General features: G+C 51.4%; 26 protein-coding genes. 16 read left to right on the top strand and 10 right to left on the bottom strand.

Features of this window, described 5'->3' with window-relative positions; genetic code table 11:
* Positions 1–8 precede the first annotated feature (8 nt).
* Positions 9–761: an RDD family protein gene (locus MKQ70_RS01720; RefSeq protein ID WP_248066957.1), complete on the bottom strand. Its 753-nt coding sequence runs from the start codon at positions 759–761 to the stop codon at positions 9–11.
* Positions 762–843: 82 nt separating this feature from the next.
* Between MKQ70_RS01720 and MKQ70_RS01715 the strand changes: the two genes are divergently transcribed.
* From MKQ70_RS01715 to MKQ70_RS01695, 5 genes are all read left to right on the top strand, one after another.
* Positions 844–1,077: a hypothetical protein gene (locus MKQ70_RS01715; RefSeq protein ID WP_248066954.1), complete on the top strand. Its 234-nt coding sequence runs from the start codon at positions 844–846 to the stop codon at positions 1,075–1,077.
* An 80-nt stretch (positions 1,078–1,157) separates the two neighbouring features.
* The gene (locus MKQ70_RS01710) at positions 1,158–2,012 is read left to right on the top strand and encodes an RHS repeat domain-containing protein (protein ID WP_248066951.1); all 855 of its coding nucleotides are present in this window, start codon (positions 1,158–1,160) and stop codon (positions 2,010–2,012) included.
* 150 nt (positions 2,013–2,162) lie between these two features.
* Positions 2,163–2,342 (top strand): hypothetical protein, encoded by a 180-nt coding sequence (locus MKQ70_RS01705; protein WP_248066948.1) that lies wholly within the window; start codon positions 2,163–2,165, stop codon positions 2,340–2,342.
* A gap of 140 nt (positions 2,343–2,482) precedes the next feature.
* Positions 2,483–3,127: a 3-keto-disaccharide hydrolase gene (locus MKQ70_RS01700; protein WP_248066944.1), complete on the top strand. Its 645-nt coding sequence runs from the start codon at positions 2,483–2,485 to the stop codon at positions 3,125–3,127.
* 50 nt (positions 3,128–3,177) lie between these two features.
* The gene (locus MKQ70_RS01695) at positions 3,178–3,657 is read left to right on the top strand and encodes a hypothetical protein (RefSeq protein ID WP_248066941.1); all 480 of its coding nucleotides are present in this window, start codon (positions 3,178–3,180) and stop codon (positions 3,655–3,657) included.
* Position 3,658: 1 nt separating this feature from the next.
* Here MKQ70_RS01695 and MKQ70_RS01690 read toward each other — a convergent pair whose 3' ends face one another.
* Positions 3,659–4,156, bottom strand: coding sequence for a hypothetical protein (locus MKQ70_RS01690; protein WP_248066925.1), 498 nt, complete (start codon positions 4,154–4,156; stop codon positions 3,659–3,661).
* Positions 4,157–4,360: 204 nt separating this feature from the next.
* Between MKQ70_RS01690 and MKQ70_RS01685 the strand changes: the two genes are divergently transcribed.
* Positions 4,361–4,768, top strand: coding sequence for a RidA family protein (locus MKQ70_RS01685; RefSeq protein WP_248066919.1), 408 nt, complete (start codon positions 4,361–4,363; stop codon positions 4,766–4,768).
* Here the strand turns inward: MKQ70_RS01685 and MKQ70_RS01680 are convergent.
* The 6 genes from MKQ70_RS01680 to MKQ70_RS01660 form a co-directional block, all read right to left on the bottom strand.
* Complete coding sequence (locus tag MKQ70_RS01680; protein WP_248066916.1) at positions 4,765–5,844, bottom strand: alpha-L-rhamnosidase C-terminal domain-containing protein; 1,080 nt, start codon at positions 5,842–5,844, stop codon at positions 4,765–4,767. The two genes, MKQ70_RS01685 and MKQ70_RS01680, sit on opposite strands and share 4 nt — an antisense overlap.
* Positions 5,841–5,978, bottom strand: a complete 138-nt coding sequence (locus tag MKQ70_RS41895) for a hypothetical protein (protein WP_372490084.1) — start codon at positions 5,976–5,978, stop codon at positions 5,841–5,843. Before MKQ70_RS41895 ends, MKQ70_RS01680 begins: the two co-directional genes overlap by 4 nt.
* Positions 5,979–6,003: 25 nt before the next feature.
* Complete coding sequence (locus MKQ70_RS01675) at positions 6,004–7,044, bottom strand: family 78 glycoside hydrolase catalytic domain (protein ID WP_248066914.1); 1,041 nt, start codon at positions 7,042–7,044, stop codon at positions 6,004–6,006.
* Positions 7,045–7,090: 46 nt separating this feature from the next.
* Positions 7,091–7,870 carry a formylglycine-generating enzyme family protein gene (locus MKQ70_RS01670; protein WP_248066911.1) on the bottom strand — a complete coding sequence of 260 codons (780 nt, stop codon included), beginning with the start codon at positions 7,868–7,870 and terminating at the stop codon, positions 7,091–7,093.
* Positions 7,867–8,586, bottom strand: a complete 720-nt coding sequence (locus MKQ70_RS01665) for a hypothetical protein (RefSeq protein ID WP_248066908.1) — start codon at positions 8,584–8,586, stop codon at positions 7,867–7,869. Before MKQ70_RS01665 ends, MKQ70_RS01670 begins: the two co-directional genes overlap by 4 nt.
* Before the next feature lie 75 nt (positions 8,587–8,661).
* Entirely contained in the window at positions 8,662–9,096 is a 435-nt protein-coding gene (locus MKQ70_RS01660) for an SRPBCC domain-containing protein (RefSeq protein WP_248066905.1), read from the bottom strand.
* A gap of 295 nt (positions 9,097–9,391) precedes the next feature.
* On the opposite strand from MKQ70_RS01660, the gene MKQ70_RS01655 reads away from it, so the two are divergent.
* Entirely contained in the window at positions 9,392–9,838 is a 447-nt protein-coding gene (locus tag MKQ70_RS01655; protein WP_248066901.1) for a GNAT family N-acetyltransferase, read from the top strand.
* Here MKQ70_RS01655 and MKQ70_RS01650 read toward each other — a convergent pair.
* Together MKQ70_RS01650 and MKQ70_RS01645 are read right to left on the bottom strand one after the other, a co-directional pair.
* The gene (locus tag MKQ70_RS01650; protein ID WP_248066897.1) at positions 9,835–10,122 is read right to left on the bottom strand and encodes an outer membrane beta-barrel family protein; all 288 of its coding nucleotides are present in this window, start codon (positions 10,120–10,122) and stop codon (positions 9,835–9,837) included. The genes MKQ70_RS01655 and MKQ70_RS01650 overlap by 4 nt on opposite strands.
* A complete protein-coding gene (locus MKQ70_RS01645) occupies positions 10,092–10,508 on the bottom strand; it encodes a carboxypeptidase-like regulatory domain-containing protein (protein ID WP_248066893.1) in 417 nt (138 codons plus the stop codon). Before MKQ70_RS01645 ends, MKQ70_RS01650 begins: the two co-directional genes overlap by 31 nt.
* Before the next feature lie 146 nt (positions 10,509–10,654).
* Here MKQ70_RS01645 and MKQ70_RS01640 point away from each other — a divergent pair, with 146 nt between their 5' ends.
* From MKQ70_RS01640 to MKQ70_RS01600, 9 genes are all read left to right on the top strand, one after another.
* A complete protein-coding gene (locus MKQ70_RS01640) occupies positions 10,655–11,362 on the top strand; it encodes a 3-keto-disaccharide hydrolase (protein WP_248066891.1) in 708 nt (235 codons plus the stop codon).
* Between the two features lie 20 nt (positions 11,363–11,382).
* Positions 11,383–12,246 carry a sugar phosphate isomerase/epimerase family protein gene (locus MKQ70_RS01635; protein WP_248066888.1) on the top strand — a complete coding sequence of 288 codons (864 nt, stop codon included), beginning with the start codon at positions 11,383–11,385 and terminating at the stop codon, positions 12,244–12,246.
* 119 nt (positions 12,247–12,365) lie between these two features.
* Positions 12,366–12,851, top strand: a complete 486-nt coding sequence (locus MKQ70_RS01630; RefSeq protein ID WP_248066885.1) for a glycoside hydrolase family protein — start codon at positions 12,366–12,368, stop codon at positions 12,849–12,851.
* Positions 12,848–13,369: a hypothetical protein gene (locus tag MKQ70_RS01625; protein WP_308198903.1), complete on the top strand. Its 522-nt coding sequence runs from the start codon at positions 12,848–12,850 to the stop codon at positions 13,367–13,369. The genes MKQ70_RS01630 and MKQ70_RS01625 overlap by 4 nt, the downstream gene beginning before the upstream one ends.
* A 35-nt stretch (positions 13,370–13,404) precedes the next feature.
* Positions 13,405–13,737 carry an RNA polymerase sigma factor gene (locus tag MKQ70_RS01620; protein WP_248066881.1) on the top strand — a complete coding sequence of 111 codons (333 nt, stop codon included), beginning with the start codon at positions 13,405–13,407 and terminating at the stop codon, positions 13,735–13,737.
* Positions 13,638–14,000: a sigma-70 family RNA polymerase sigma factor gene (locus MKQ70_RS01615; RefSeq protein WP_308199401.1), complete on the top strand. Its 363-nt coding sequence runs from the start codon at positions 13,638–13,640 to the stop codon at positions 13,998–14,000. Before MKQ70_RS01620 ends, MKQ70_RS01615 begins: the two co-directional genes overlap by 100 nt.
* A gap of 61 nt (positions 14,001–14,061) precedes the next feature.
* Positions 14,062–14,610 carry a FecR domain-containing protein gene (locus MKQ70_RS01610; protein ID WP_248066878.1) on the top strand — a complete coding sequence of 183 codons (549 nt, stop codon included), beginning with the start codon at positions 14,062–14,064 and terminating at the stop codon, positions 14,608–14,610.
* Positions 14,597–14,809 (top strand): FecR family protein, encoded by a 213-nt coding sequence (locus MKQ70_RS01605; RefSeq protein WP_248066874.1) that lies wholly within the window; start codon positions 14,597–14,599, stop codon positions 14,807–14,809. Before MKQ70_RS01610 ends, MKQ70_RS01605 begins: the two co-directional genes overlap by 14 nt.
* 40 nt (positions 14,810–14,849) lie before the next feature.
* Positions 14,850–15,089, top strand: a complete 240-nt coding sequence (locus MKQ70_RS01600) for a FecR domain-containing protein (RefSeq protein ID WP_248066871.1) — start codon at positions 14,850–14,852, stop codon at positions 15,087–15,089.
* The last annotated feature ends 69 nt before the right edge of the window (positions 15,090–15,158 follow it).

Raw genomic sequence — 15,158 nt, 5'->3', positions numbered from 1 at the left:
AGTATGTGTTATACAAATGCTAATATACTCAGAAGATATCCAATAATGATCAATAAGATGCTAAAGCCGTAGAGGAACATCACCACAACCGCTTTTAAGATGGATTTACCAATGGATTGCCCATACACATTTTTCAGCGCCAGCACAAAGTAAAGCACGGCGATAAAAATGGCGATCAGTGTAAACCAGCTGGTATGCATCCAGTAATCGAGCAGGAACGCTATTATGCCCAACAAGAACAGGAAAGTGTGCAGGTGAATGGTAAATATCGCATGATCTGCGTACACCAGCTTCCTGCGTCGATAAGCCATTTTGAGGAACAATGCGAACAACGGCAGGAACACGAACATCAGTTTGGGAATACTGTGCTGGAATTTATCCATTACGGCCCTGCCCATATTTGATCCGTATTTCCCCTGCAGGTAAAGGATCGAGCGCTCGAAAAAACGATCTACGGCCGATCCCCGTTTTTCCTGCGGCCTTGTTTTCACCAGTGAATCGTAGCGCCGCACTGCCTCTGCTGGCGCACCGATCGTGGTTTTCATGATATGCACGTACTCCGTATCAGACAAGGCTACAATTTGTTTATTGACACCCGGTTGCTCGTCCCCGCGGTGGTTACGGACGTTGATGCTGTCCAGCGCGGCGTTATACACTTCCATTTCGTCATGCTCCCCGGGACGGTGCACCTCGTACGGATCGTGATGCGTACCAATATAGGCGAGCAGCAGGAAAAACACGAAAGACACGAATACGTACATCCGGATGGGATTTACGAAACTTTGGCGTTTGCCGGATAAATACAGTTTGGTGAGCAGGCCCGGCCGGAACAGCAGGTCGCGGATGGTGATCCGTGGCTTTGGAATCGTAGTGGGTAATATCCTGGAAAAAGTGACTTACCAGTTGGCCAAAGGTTTCGTGCGGCTCGATATTCTCCTGGCCGCAATGCGTACAATACCGTTCTGCCACTTCGCTGCCGCAGTTCAGGCAGGTGGGATCTTTCCTCAGGTGGTTAGCGCTCATAGATTTTGGTTGCTGTTTTCGGGTATTCCTAAAGATATTTTAAATTTCCGGTAATTGTAAGGGCGGTATACGTTTTGAATTAGGTGGAACGTTAGTACTTTTGTCGATATAAAAGGATCATTTCTATAAATCTCATGAAAAAACCAGGCATTGCGCTGCTGGCGCTCGGATTGGCAGTATTTACAGGCAACACGGCGTTTGGACAGTACTATCTGCAGGACATTTACAATACGCAGAAAACGGTGGCCAATATGCAGGCCCTTAAAAACGCGAATGTGGCCACACAAACCGTTCAGAGCCTGGACGCCAACCTGCAGAGCGACGATGATTTCGTTTGCATACGCACCATCAGCAATAATTTCAGGCAGATGCGCTCCGTGACGCGCTCACGGTCTACCGGCCTGTCCATACTCACCTCCACTTTCGGCCCCAAGGGGCAGCTGAACAAGATTACCGACAGCACCGGAAGCAGCATCAACATTACCCAATACCGCTATGTGGGTGATGCCCTGGTAAACATACAAACCGTATCGCAGGCGCGGGATGAGAAATTTAAGATGACCGAAACCCGCAGCTACACGTACGATTCGCTGCTTCGCCCCGTGCAGATGGTGCGCCGCAAGAACAACAGCGCCGATTCCAGCATTGTACTTTTCAAACTGGATGAAGCCGGCCGCGTGATAGAAGAACTGGAGGCCGGTAAAAACATCCGCTCCCAGCGTATTTACTATAATTATGACGCACAGGGGCGCCTGACCGACGTGATGCGTTATCAACCGGTAAAAAAACGCATGGTGCCCGACTACCTGTTTGAATACGACGCACAGGGCCGCCTGGCGCAGATGACCACCGTAAATGCGACCACCAGCGACTATACCGTATGGAAATACAGCTACGATGCCAAAGGCCTTCCGCTCAAGGAAGATGCCTACGCCAAAGGCAACGAGCTGCTCGGCATGATCCGCTACAAATATGAATTCAATAAATAATCAAAAGGCCTCCCTGACCGGAGGCCTTTTTCGTTGATACACCAGTCATGTAAGCAGTTTGCGCGTGCCGCAAATAAAGCCTATCTTACCCAGCCCCGGCAGATCCCACGTCTTCTGCGGGAATTAATCTTCAATTCAGAAACAACAATTATGCGCAAACAAATCATCGCCACCGGCATGAGCTGCTTACTACTGACAGCCGCCATTGTGCCCGTATGCGGCGCCCCGGTTAGCACAGAGCAAACAGCAGCGGAGCCTAAAGACCTCATCGGCCGCTGGGACATTACGGTAGACCAGGGCGGTAAAAAGCACCCTCCTGGCTGGAAGTAAAACTCTCCGGCCGCCAGACACTCGTCGGTTATTTCGTAGGCACATCGGGCAGCGCACGTCCGGTAGCCAAAGTAAATTTCGATAACGGTAAATTCAGCTTCACCATTCCTCCACAATGGGAAGCCGGCACCGAAGATTTTGTGATCGAAGGCGAAGTAACGGCCAACGGCATCGCCGGCACCATCAGCCGCGCGGGCAAATCCGAAAAATTCACCGGTGTAAAAGCACCTCTGTTAAAACGTACAACCGCTCCCGTTTGGGGCAGATCCATCGAACTGTTTAACGGTAAAGACCTTAGCGGCTGGAAAACCAGCGGTGCGGCCAACCAGTGGGAAGTACGCAATGGTATCCTTACCAGCCCGCGTTCCGGCGCCAACCTGATCACCGAACAAACCTTTACCGACTTTAAACTGCACGTGGAGTTTAAATATGAAAAAGGCAGCAACAGTGGCGTATACCTGCGCGGTCGTCATGAAGTACAGATCGAAGACAGCCCGGCTGATGCACATCCTGCCAGCGTTTTGTTCAGCGGCGTATATGGCTTTTTAGCACCAAGCGAAATTGCGGCAAAAGGTCCGGGCGTTTGGCAGAGCTATGATATTACGCTGATCGGTCGTATGGTCACCATTGTTGTAAATGGCAAAACCGTAATCTCGAACCAGGAAATACCGGTATTACAGGCGGTGCGCTGGACAGCAACGAAGGGGAACCTGGTCCGCTCTACATCCAGGGGCGATCACGGTCCGATAGAATTCCGGAAAATCACCATCACACCGGCAAAATAAATTAACGTAAAAAAGGCTTCCTGTACCGGAAGCCTTTTTATTTTTGCTTTATGGAGATACGATTTACGACCTTCCTTCGCTTGCGCCTGCTCATCAGCATACCGGTTTTCATCCTGCTAATGGTGGCGATGCAGACCACCTTCGGTCACATCGGGCTGCGCGACAATGGCAACAGTGCGTTGTACAGCTTTTATTTGTTATTGATTACGGCAGTGATGTTCGTAATTGTCAGCGGTATTATACGGCTACATCACCAGCAGGAAACTATTAAAACAAGTGAGGAAGGCTTTACGCTCCACCGTGGCAAGCCGCAACATGTAAGCTGGTCCGAAGTAGCAGGCTACCAGCTCGTGCTGCCGCCGAGGCGTGGCGCCATTCAATCACCGCGACTGTACCTGCATTTGCAGAGCGGAAAAACCCTGAAGTTTGGTCACTACCCCTTTTTCCTGTCTGCCAGGAAAAATACCCGGGCGGAAGCCGAATCCTATAACAGTTTCGTACAGGCCGTGCAACAACATGTAAAAGGGTAAGTTATCTTTCCCGCGCAGTCACATCATCGGCATCGTAGCCCACGCGTCCCTGTCCCTGGCGAATAAATCTGCCGCCACCGTGACGATCATCAATATTGATCACACCTATGCGAAGATCGCGCAACGTTTCACCTATACGCGTTCCGGAAATCACGATACCGAAAATAGCGTAGGCATCACCATCAGTGGCTTTAAGTTTTGCATACACGGTAAAATCATTCCCCTGTCCGGCTATGACCGTCGCCATACTGGTATCGCTCTTCGACACGAAGTTGGAACCGGTAAATACGATACTGAAATCCGGGTTGCGTTGCGCGGACAAGCGGAGTTCCACATCGGGGAAGCGGCGGCCGGGTTCATCGCCGGGCACATTACCGGCATCTAACAGGTGCGGGCGAACGAAATAGAGCCCTTCCACGTTGGGCGGATTAATGCCTTTGTTGGCCGTTAAACCCAGGCGGGCGAGGGTGTCCGTACTGGCGCGGGATAATATTTTCAATTTTCTTATTTACAATATCCTCAGTGGCAGGCAGATCGCTGCTGCTGCCACAGGCCATGCAGAAAAGGGAAAGGCTGCAAACGGTGAGCAATCTTCTCATATATGTATAACGGTTACTGTACTATGAATCGGGGGATACCACAAAGTTACAAAAATCGGTCCAGTCCGGTTGACGCATGGCACAAAGATTGTCGCCACTACAATATGAGTACAGTTAAAGTCACACACGTCAACCCCGAAGGGTTAATTAAAAACCCTGCCTTTACGAATATTGTTACCGTAGAAGGCAGCGGCAAAACGGTGTATATCGGGGAAATTAATGCCAATGATGCCACAGGTAATGTGGTGGGCAAAGGTGATATGAAAACACAGGCGCTGCAGGTCATGGAAAACATGCAGGTGGCACTGCAAACCGTTGGCGCTGACTGGCAACACGTTATCAAATGGACCGTGTATGCTGTACAGGGACAGGACCTGCGCCCCGGGTATGAAGCATTTCAGCAGTACTGGGGTAAACGCCAGCATCCGCCGGTGATAACGATGTTGTATGTTCCCGCCTTATCCAATCCCGATTACTTGATGGGAATGGAAGCGGTAGCAGTGTTGCCTTAAAGAATGTCTATCCGGTTTGTACCGCCCTGAAGATCAAGTATTTTTTCGTTCCAGTAAAATCGTCCACTCACGCCCCTGGGTAGTATCGCATTGCCTTTCAGGCGGCCGTCTTTCTTTTCCAGTTTTAGTTTGATTTCGCCTTTTGGATGCGGCATGGCCACGTCCAGCCAGTCAAGTCCGGCAAGTTCCGGCGCTATCCGCACGCTGTTAAAGCCGGATGAAGCAGGGGTGATGCCGGCTACAGTGGCCAGCAGATCATAGAGGGGACTTGCACTCCAGGCATGGCAATCGGAACGGGTGGGCTCCGGTCGTTCCGCAAATGTGGTTAGTCCCAGGTCGAGCATATTATACCAATCCTTCAGCAACCCCAGGTAACGCTCACCGGCCTGTAATTGCTGCAGCGCACGGGCAAGATAAAAACGATAGTATAACGTACATGGGATCAGGCTCGAATCATTTTCTATATTGATCAACAGCTCCCTGTTATCTAAAAAGTTATATTCATTCGGCCCGATATCGGTGAGCGCGGCCAGTATATTCGCATGCTGACTGAATACATTTTTATCGGGCGTGTCTGCCAATCGTTTCCGGTCCTTATCCCAGCAAAGCTGATAAACGGCTTTTCCAATGCGGGCGGCTTCTGTTTCGGCCGCTAAGGCCTCTTTCGTATACCCGTAACCGCGGTACAAATCGGCGGATAACTTCAAAGCATACACGTATTGCAGGGTCAGGATAGATGATTTACCTTCCAACGTGCCCGGCGGGATACCGCTGGTTTCCTCCTTTCCTGTCCATGGCCATGCCGATGGCCAGTCTACGAAATTCCAGTAAGGCATTTTAACGAGCAGTTGTTGCCCGCCCACATATTGGCGGTGCCAGTTCAACACCGCGGTAACGCCCGGCAACAGTGGCCTTACAAAAGCGGTATCACTCCCGATCTGCCGGTAATCGTGCAACATGGCGATCCAGAACAGCGAAAAAGGCGGAATGATCTGCTTTTCGTTCGAGGGGTAACGGCTTTGCGTTAAACCTTCCGGTATGCGCGACTGGTCAAACTGCAGGATCGCGTTTTTCATGAGGCGGTCGTCGCCGGAAACGTAGAGCGAAATGAGCGCCGGATGCGCGTATCACCGATGTACTGAAGCTGCTCGTAATACGGGCAATCCATGTAAGTTTCGTACGCGCACAACCGGCTGGTGCGCCATCCCACTTCCCACAGGCGGTTTAAGGCCGTATCACTGGAGCGGAAGTAAGCATTTTCGCGGAAGGGATAGGCTGTAAACTGACTTCTCACGTCGCGTATCGTTAACGGCTGATCCTGTTTGCACCGCCAGTTCCACGTAGCGGAACGTGCGGTAATACAATGGCTGAAACACCCTTCCCTCGCCACCATCCGGCAGAAATACATCATAACGGCCACGGATAGTTTTTCCAGCTATCTCGTTACGGTTGTGTTTATTTCCGGTACTGTCGTACAGGGCCTCGGCGTAAGTAATCTTGATTTTTGCCCCCTTACCGCCACTTACCAGCAGCTGTGGGAATGCGGTCGTCAGCTCTCCCTGCTCCAATAATATTTTTGCCTGTTGATGTGCATCAATCGTTAGCGGAGCATCGCCGCGGACAAACCCGCCCGGCACCTGGGTATCCGCCCGTCTTACCGATAAAAATCGCTGCCAGCGCTCTTCCGGGAAGGGAATATTCCTTGGCAGCAGGTGGCGTTGGTCGTTCGTTAGCAACGCCTGTTTCCAGTGCCGGTCGTTATAATCCGGCTGCTCCCATCCCCAGGGATAAGCAGCGGCGTTTACTTGCTCGTACGGCCCTACAATATGCAGCTCATCTATCACGGCAGCATAAGCAGTATCGCGCCAAACGCGCCAGCTGTTATCGGTTTGGATGCCCGGCCCGCGCAACCAAAGGCCGGTTTGGGCAGAGAGCTGCGCCCAGGCCGCGTATGCTCCCTGGTTCCAGACGGTAACACCAATGAGGTTTTCACCGCGATGCAGATAAGGTGCAAGATCAAGGCTGTCGTAACGCCAGTGTGCGGCATCGGAGCGCTGCGGACCAGTGGTGAGCGACCGGCCGTTTACGTATAACCGGTAACGATTGTCGGCGGATATCTTTATAAGAAAAGACTTCGGTTTTTTATCTAAAACGAATGTTTTGCGAAAATGGGAAACGTTGTATGCACCGGCAGCAACGTCGGGCGGCGCAATCCATTGCGCAGCGACCGTAAAAGGGATTAACAGGAAAAGGGAAACAAAAAAACGTTGTATCATGTCTATTGGGTGGAATTTAGCAATCCCCCAAGATAATCAATCCGGTTTATTTCTTCACTACCCGGAAGCCCAGGTTGCTGAAAGAGGCATGCGGGTGCACGCTGCCAATGTCTACCGAATTAAAAAAGTTGCAGGCATGCGTGCTGCACCACCAGGATCCTCCGCGGGCATGTACGCTGGTTTCCTTACCCAGGTGCCCTTCACAGAACTCGAACACATTACCGTACACATCGTACAAACCCCAGGGATTGGGCTTAAAACTGCCCACCGGCGCGGTATACATATACCCATCGGAGCTATCGGCCTGCAGGTGATCGTTACCGTGCCAGATGTTGGCATACTCCCCGATCCGCGCCGCTTCTTTACCCCAAAAGTAAGTACTCCGCGCACCCGCCCTGGACGCCACTTCCCATTCCTCGAACGATGGCAGGCGAACACCCGCCCACTGGCAATAAGCCTGTATATCGGTATAACTCAGCGTTGTGACCGGGTGATCCATTTTTTGTTCGATGCCTCCCCTGCCCAGGCCATTCGGGTAACGCCAAAATGCGGTACTGTCCTCCTTCCAGCGGAATTCTTTCAGCCCGGGCTCGAACACCAGCGCGTTGCGATGCCGCTCCGCATCAGTTACATAGTTGGTAACATCGACGAAGGCCGCGAATTCGCGGTTGGTCAACTCGTGCGCGGCGATATCGTACGCCTGCAAATGCACTGTCCGCAGAGGATTTACGGGGTGCCCTTTTTGTCCCACCCGGTACGCTCCCGCCGGTACGTGCACAAATGCGGTATCGTACGCCATGCAGCATATGACAAGTGTGGTTATCATTTCCGGCTGTTGTAAAAATCCGTAGCGCGTTTGATGATAAGATCCTCGTTCGCTTTGTTATCCTGTAAATAACTGAAGTAGTTGCTTTCTTTGCTGTACAATTTGGTGTAGGATGCCGAAGACAGGAAGGGCGCGTATCGGCTCTCTTTCATCAGCAACATCAGCAGGGTAAGAATATCGTGGTCTTTACGATCGCGCTGGTAAAATTCAGCCAGGAAGGGAATGGCCTCCACCGCATGCATTTCCATGAGTGCATGTTTGTAATTCAGACCCGTGCGTTTGCTGCGGTTTGCGGATTCTTTGATGAGCGCCAGGACCGAATCGCGGTTGCTCTGGAAAAAATCGAGCTGGCGGCTGCTCCAGTGCGTATCGCCGAAAACACTCGGCAGGTAAGCGAATATCTTCTTTTCTTCGTCCGGCTCCGGCAACACAATATCACAGTTCTGGCTATACGATTCCGCGTGGATCATGTGATAGGTGAATTTTTCGCGCAGGGAGAGCCCGAGGTAATCTTTGGCATTCAGCGCGGTTGTTTCTTCGCTGTCATTAATTTTGGTAATCAGCGCTTTCACTTTTGCCAGCCCGTAGGGCGGCACGCTTTCTTTCATCCGGTATTCATGGTAGGCGATGCTGGCGGGACCGGCAGCGGGTATTTCATCTTGCGCCATGGTCGCCATGGGCAATGACAAGGCTAACAGCAGGAGATATCTTTTCATAATTGGTATATTCCCCTGCAAAATAAAAATTTTACTGCATAATGGCGCGGCTGCCGTGTATAATAAGCAGCCGCGTCATGCACTATTTACCACTTTCAGTATGATTCTTAAAGTTGTTGAGAATCGCCTGCCAGCCAGCTTGCTGCATTTCAATTGATTTGTTTCTTCCGCGTCGAATACCTCCACGATATAGGTTTTACCATCCCGCTCCTCAAAAGTAGTGCGTGCTTCGCGACCGTCGCCCATCACATAAGCGATAGCCTTGTGTTCCGCTACTTCCGTGTACTCGCCGCCGAAATCGAAACCAAAGCTGCCGTCTTTCGCTTCCATCCGCGTCGTAAACTGACCGCCTACACGCAGATCGTTGGTGGCAGCGGGCGCATGCCATTCTGGCGATGCAAAAGCCCATTGTTTAATGTGCTCCGGCTCATTCCAGTATTGCCATACTTTGGCTACAGGGGCATTTACAGTGGCTTCAATGGTTACTTTCGTACGTGCTTTATTTTCCATAATATATGCGTTTTATAATGCAAACATACGGTGGTATCAGCAAAAATACGGGTGGGTAACACGACAAAACGAAGGGCCGGAAACGACATTAGAAAGTTGACCTCTTTTCCAGCTCCGGCACTGTTCATACAACGACGGTATCTGGCGGCATAAACGGCGGTTCAGGCAATTACTGTTGCCCCTTAGCAGGACGCGGTTTAACGGCGTAGGGCTATGAAAAACAGTTCATACACCAGATACTACATCCCGGTGCACAACGCGGTCATCATCAACCATTAACCCTTACCTTTGCTGCATGTCCACGATTTTACCATACACACCCCAGTACCGCGACGCCTGCCTGGCGATCTTTCACAGCAACCGCCCCAAATTCTTCACGGAAGATGAAATTGCGCTTTTCACCCGCTGGCTCGATGAGCGGTGCGAAGACAATTACTTTGTGCTGGAAAACGATAGTGAGATCATCGCCTGCGGCGGCGTGTTTTACGATGAGGCGACCAACGCCGCCGGCCTCTCCTGGGGCATGGTGCATAGCATGCATCACAAAAAAGGGTTCGGAAAGGAGTTTACCCGATATCGTATTGAACTGATGCGTCGCCTCTTTCCTGGCGCCCTTTACCAGATCAATACCTCGCAGCATACGGTGGCCTTCTACGAGAAAATGGGCTTTCACACTGTAAAAATGACGCCGGACGGATATGCCGCGGGCATGGACCGTTACGACATGGAAGCGCGGCTCTAGAAATCGCTGCGCTTTTCATGGAGCATATCAAAGTTGTACTGCAATTTCAGGAGAAAGAAACGGCCTGCGGAATTACCGGTCCTGTTCTCCACATAAGAAGATGTAACACGCCGCATTACATCCTGGCGGTTGTTAAAGATATCGTTCACCGTGAGCGATAAGGCCAGCTTTTCTTTTGGAAGAAAACGCCGTTCCACACGCGCATTCAGCCGTTGCATGCGCCGGCCCATGTCGGGCGGCAGCTGGCTGTTGATCATATAGTTGTAACTGGCGGCAGCCGCCATCTTTTCAAATAACCTGCGTTCATCGCTGTACCCAGGCGTAATTCCCCGAACCTGTTCACGGAAAGATCTCCTGCGTAACGGCGGTCGTTCCGGTACGTACACGGCGCCCTTTTCGCCACCACACTTACCCCTTTCAGTTCGATGGGCTGTACGCGGATGAGCCAGTCGAGACTATCGAGCAGCGGTTTTTCAGGCGTGAGTGTAAATACGGCAAAGGTATCCTGGTAACCTTTGCGGGTAATGAGTACTTCGAAAGGTTTGTTCAGTGGCAGTCCGGTGAGCCGGTACCGTCCCTGGCCGTTGGAGGAAGTGTGGTTAACAAGCAGACTGTCGCCCGAACGAACGGCGGATATCGTAACAGCTTCGAGTGGTTGTTGATTGGACATGTCTTTTACCCTTAAGTAGTTATTGCGCCGTTTACAGGAGCGGACGTTTCTGCCGGAAGCGCGTAAAGCCCCAACTAAAAAGTTATCAAGATAAAACTTGATCCGGAATGAAATATTATAGAAATTAGGAAAGCAAATCTGCGTTTATGAGAAAAAAATCGCGTCAGGCTACGATGATGGCCGCCCTGTTGGCGCTATCCGTGTCCTCCTGTACCTCACCTCCGCGCGACAATAGTCTGTCTGCCGAAGAAAAGAAAGACGGCTGGACTTTACTGTTCGATGGCGAAACCCTTAGTGAATGGCACGTTTATAACCAACCATCCGGTGTATCCAACTGGAAGGCCGTGAACCACACCATTTACTGCGACCCAACACGGCCAGTGGCGCCGGCGGACCTGGTAACGAACAAAATCTACAAAGATTACATTCTTCAATTCGACTGGAAACTGTCTGAAGCCGGCAACAGCGGGGTATTCATCAATGTACTGGAAGATCCGGCCATCCCGGCTACCTGGGCTTCCGGGCCGGAATACCAGCTACTGGACGCGAAACATCCCGATTACAGCAACCTGAAGAAACGCCCTGGCTGCCTCTACAACTTCGCCCCGCAGGCCAATGCCGTGGAAGCGAAGCACGGCGACTGGAATACCAGCCGGATCGAGCAGCAACATGGTAAAGTAAAATTCTATCTCAACGATATACTGACCGCCGAACAGGATTTTACCACCGCCGCCTGGCGCGACACCATTGCCAATACTCACTTCCGCGAATGGCCGGAGTTCGGCAAACACACCGAAGGCCATATTGCACTGCAGGACTGGAAAAAGGGGTATCGTTTAAAAACATCAAAATAAAAGAACTTAAATAGAACGTTATGGAAAGAAGGAATTTCATGAAGCTGCTCGGCCTAGGCGCCGCCGGTTTGTACACTGCATCCCTGCAAAGCTGCGCCGCTGCCACCGGTCAGGAACTGGGACTGCAATTATTTTCTGTGCGCGATGCCGTGGCGAAAGACCTGGAAGGCACGCTGGAACGCCTGGTGAAAATGGGATATAATAAATTGGAGATTTATGGGTATGACGGCAAATTCTTCGGCAAAACCGTGGCAGAATTCAAATCGATACTGGCGAAAACAGGAATGAAAGTCGTCAGCTCGCACCACCTGAGCGGCTTAGGCAACAAGGCGCCCGGCTCCCTGTCTGTAGGCTGGGACAAAGCAGTAGATGACCTGCATGAACTGGGTGTAGACTACATGGCGTGCGCATACCTGTTCCCGGAAGAAAGGACACCCGAGAATTACGCACAGCTGCCGGCGTTGCTCAATGCTTCAGGAGAACGTTGCAAACAGGCGGGTATCCGGTTTGCTTATCACAACCATGATTTTGAATTTGAACCCTACAACGATACGCTGGTGTACGACTACCTGCTGACCAGCACCAATCCTGACCTCGTAAGCATGGAACTCGATCTGTACTGGATCAGCAAAGCGAAACACGATCCCGTGGCTTATTTCGATAAATATCCCGGCCGGTTCCCTTTATGGCATGTGAAAGACATGGAAAAAGGTACGGGCGATATTACCGAAGTGGGAAATGGTGTGATCGACTTCGACCGGATTTTCGCAGCGCGCGAAAAAGCCGGGATGAAGATGTGGTTCGTGGAGCAGGATGTGAGTAAGGGTGATATGTTTGCCAGTTTGGCGACGAGTCATAAGTATTTGGACGGGAAACGTTATTAATGTTTAGAATAATCGGCATCCGCTGCAGCTTCTGCGGCGGATTTTTTATTTTAATAGCAGACGACCAAATGTAAGAATCTTGTATCTTGATTCCCCATAAGCATCAAAATTCCGCCCGTATGAAACTTAGATCGTGGTTGTTGGTCATCTTTTCACTCGCATTCACAGCGGGTTTCGCGCAATCAAGCATCATGAAATATGGCGACACTTCGCGCAAGGGCCTCCCCTACGCCAAGGACCCGCACGTAGTCTCTTTTAAGGGAAGATATCTGTTGTACTTTTCTATTCCACCGTTCGCCAACGATCCGCAGTCGGGTTGGAACATTGGTATTGCGGAAAGTAAAGACCTCATCAACTGGAACAAGATCGGGGAGGTCCGTCCCGCTCCGGGCGCGAAGTACGAAGAGAAGGGTTTGTGCGCACCAGGCGCTATCGTTCGCAACGATACGGTACACCTCTTCTATCAAACTTACGGCAACGGTAAAAAGACGCTATCTGCCATGCCTGGTCTACCGACGGCATCCAGTTCGCCCGCAATGCCACCAACCCGATCTTTAAACCTACCGGCGACTGGACATCCGGCCGCGCCATTGATGCGGAAGTGATCTCTTTCAAAAATAAGTTCTACCTGTATTTCGCTACGCGGGATACGGCAATGAAAATACAGATGATCGGCGTAGCCACCGCGCCCGTCCGTACCAACTTTAACCGCGACCAGTGGACGCAGGCGGCAGACAAACCCATCCTGTATCCGCAGCTGGACTGGGAAGGAGCCTGTATCGAAGGAGCATCTGTCATTCAAAGGGGCAACCGCCTCTTTATGTTTTATGCCGGCGCTTATAACAACGCCCCGCAGCAGATCGGACTGGCGGTAAGCAAAGACGGGGTAACATGGGAACGGGTATCGCAGGTACCATTCGTACCCAACGGGAAGCCAGGCGAATGGAACAGCAGCGAGTCCGGGCATCCCCATATCTTCCGGATAAAAATGGAAAAACGTACCTGTTTTACCAGGGCAACAACGATAACGGCAAAACCTGGCTGCTCACGCAGGAAGAGGTGTTGTGGAATGGGAAAACCTTCCAACGTAAAAGTTGAAAATGAAAAAAAATGTGTACTTTAAGTATCACAGACCGTCACATTTAAAAGTTCGATTGCTTGTCAAACAGTCCACGTCATACCCCTGAGGAGCCGTCCATAGACCTCCGCCAGATCGTGGCAGGAGATGAACAGGCTTTCCGCCGGTTGTTCCAGCACTACAGTCCGCGGCTCAACCAGTTCGCCTTTTCCATTATCAAAACCCGCGAAGCCACTGCCGAGATTGTGGACGATGTGTTTATCCGGCTCTGGAAACAGCGCGCCAATGCGGGGGCCATTGCTAACATCCGCGTATACCTGTATGTGGCGGTAAAAACGGCTCCCTCAACTACCTGTCTGCCAAGGCGCAAAGGCAGATTACCGAACCATTCAGTCACCTCGATATTGAACTGAGCCGCGACCCGGCGCCCGACCAGCAGATGATCAGTGCGGAGCTGCAGGCGAAAATCACGGCTGCGGTGGAATCCCTGCCACCAAGGTGTAAAATGATCTTTAAACTGGTACGGGAAGATGGGCTGCGTTATAAAGATGTGGCCGAAATCCTGAACCTTACCGTCAATACCGTAGACGCCCAAATGGTGATCGCGGTAAAACGCATCTCCGAAAAAGTACAGGCGCACTTCTCTGCCTTCCCCCAAAAGCACGTCAAAAAATAAATTTCAAAAAGCTTTAAGGTCATCCCTTTATTTTCCTGTCTTTATCAGTAACCAAGGTTCCATGGATAAAGAAAGGATATCTCAACTAATTGCCCGGAAGTTGTCTGGTGAGGCCACTTCGGAGGAAATAAAGGAGCTGGATGCCCACTTGTCGGCGCATCCGGAAGATGCCTATTTCCTGTCGATCCTCGATGAGTACTGGGCACGGCCGGTTACACCTGCCACGGAAGACAACGAGGCACATTTCCGGCACATCCTGGAAGCGGCGGAGGACAAGGACGAGCCTGAACGCCGGCCGCGCATCGCGCGCAGGGTGCTGGCGGTGGCGGCGACAGTGGCCGTGCTGCTGACGGGCGGCTGGTGGTATGCACAACATGTTCGGGTGCCTGCGAATACGTCGGGGACCGCACTTACCGAATCAGTGGCCAAACCCGGCGCCAAGTCGCGGCTGTTGCTGTCGGATGGTACGGTCGTGTGGCTGAATTCGGGCAGCCGGCTTAATTACCCTTCCAGCTTCAACGACTCTATCCGCGAAGTAACCCTCGAGGGCGAAGCCTATTTCGATGTGGCGAAAGCGGCAGGTAAAACCCTTTGTCGTGCATACGCGTGATATCCGCATACATGTACTGGGAACGGTTTTCAATGTAAGATGTTATCCCGAAGATAATCAGACCGAAGCCACCCTGATCAGCGGGCTGGTGCAGATCTCGCAAACCGGCGACAGCAGTGGCGAAACGCTGTTGCTACATCCTCGCGAAAAAGTGGTCGTGCAAAAAAACAGGTGGAAACCGAAACCGCGAAGTCGCTGATTTTGCGTCAACTTAAAAAAATATAACGGACACCGCGCTGGTGGAAACGGCCTGGGTGTATAATAAACTGGTATTTGACGGAGAGGACTTCAGGCAGATCTCCAATGAAATGGAGCGGTGGTACAATGTAAAAATAACGATCCACGACAACGCGGTGGCCAGCTACCGGTTTCATGCGAAGTTTGAGCACGAAACCATTACAGAAGTACTGGCGGCGCTGCAGGTATCCTTGCCCTTCACTTTTAAAATCAACAATAATGAGGTAGACATTTACAAGTAGCAACCAAAAAAATCGGGAAATGCTGCAAACATTCCCCGAAAACGTCTAACGTTCAGAAACCCTGGGATC

The sequence above is a fragment of the Chitinophaga sedimenti genome, from assembly GCF_023156195.1.
Classification (GTDB): domain Bacteria; phylum Bacteroidota; class Bacteroidia; order Chitinophagales; family Chitinophagaceae; genus Chitinophaga; species Chitinophaga sedimenti.
The sequence above is the reverse complement of the archived record's forward strand: the minus strand, read 5'-3'. Positions and strand labels throughout refer to the sequence as shown.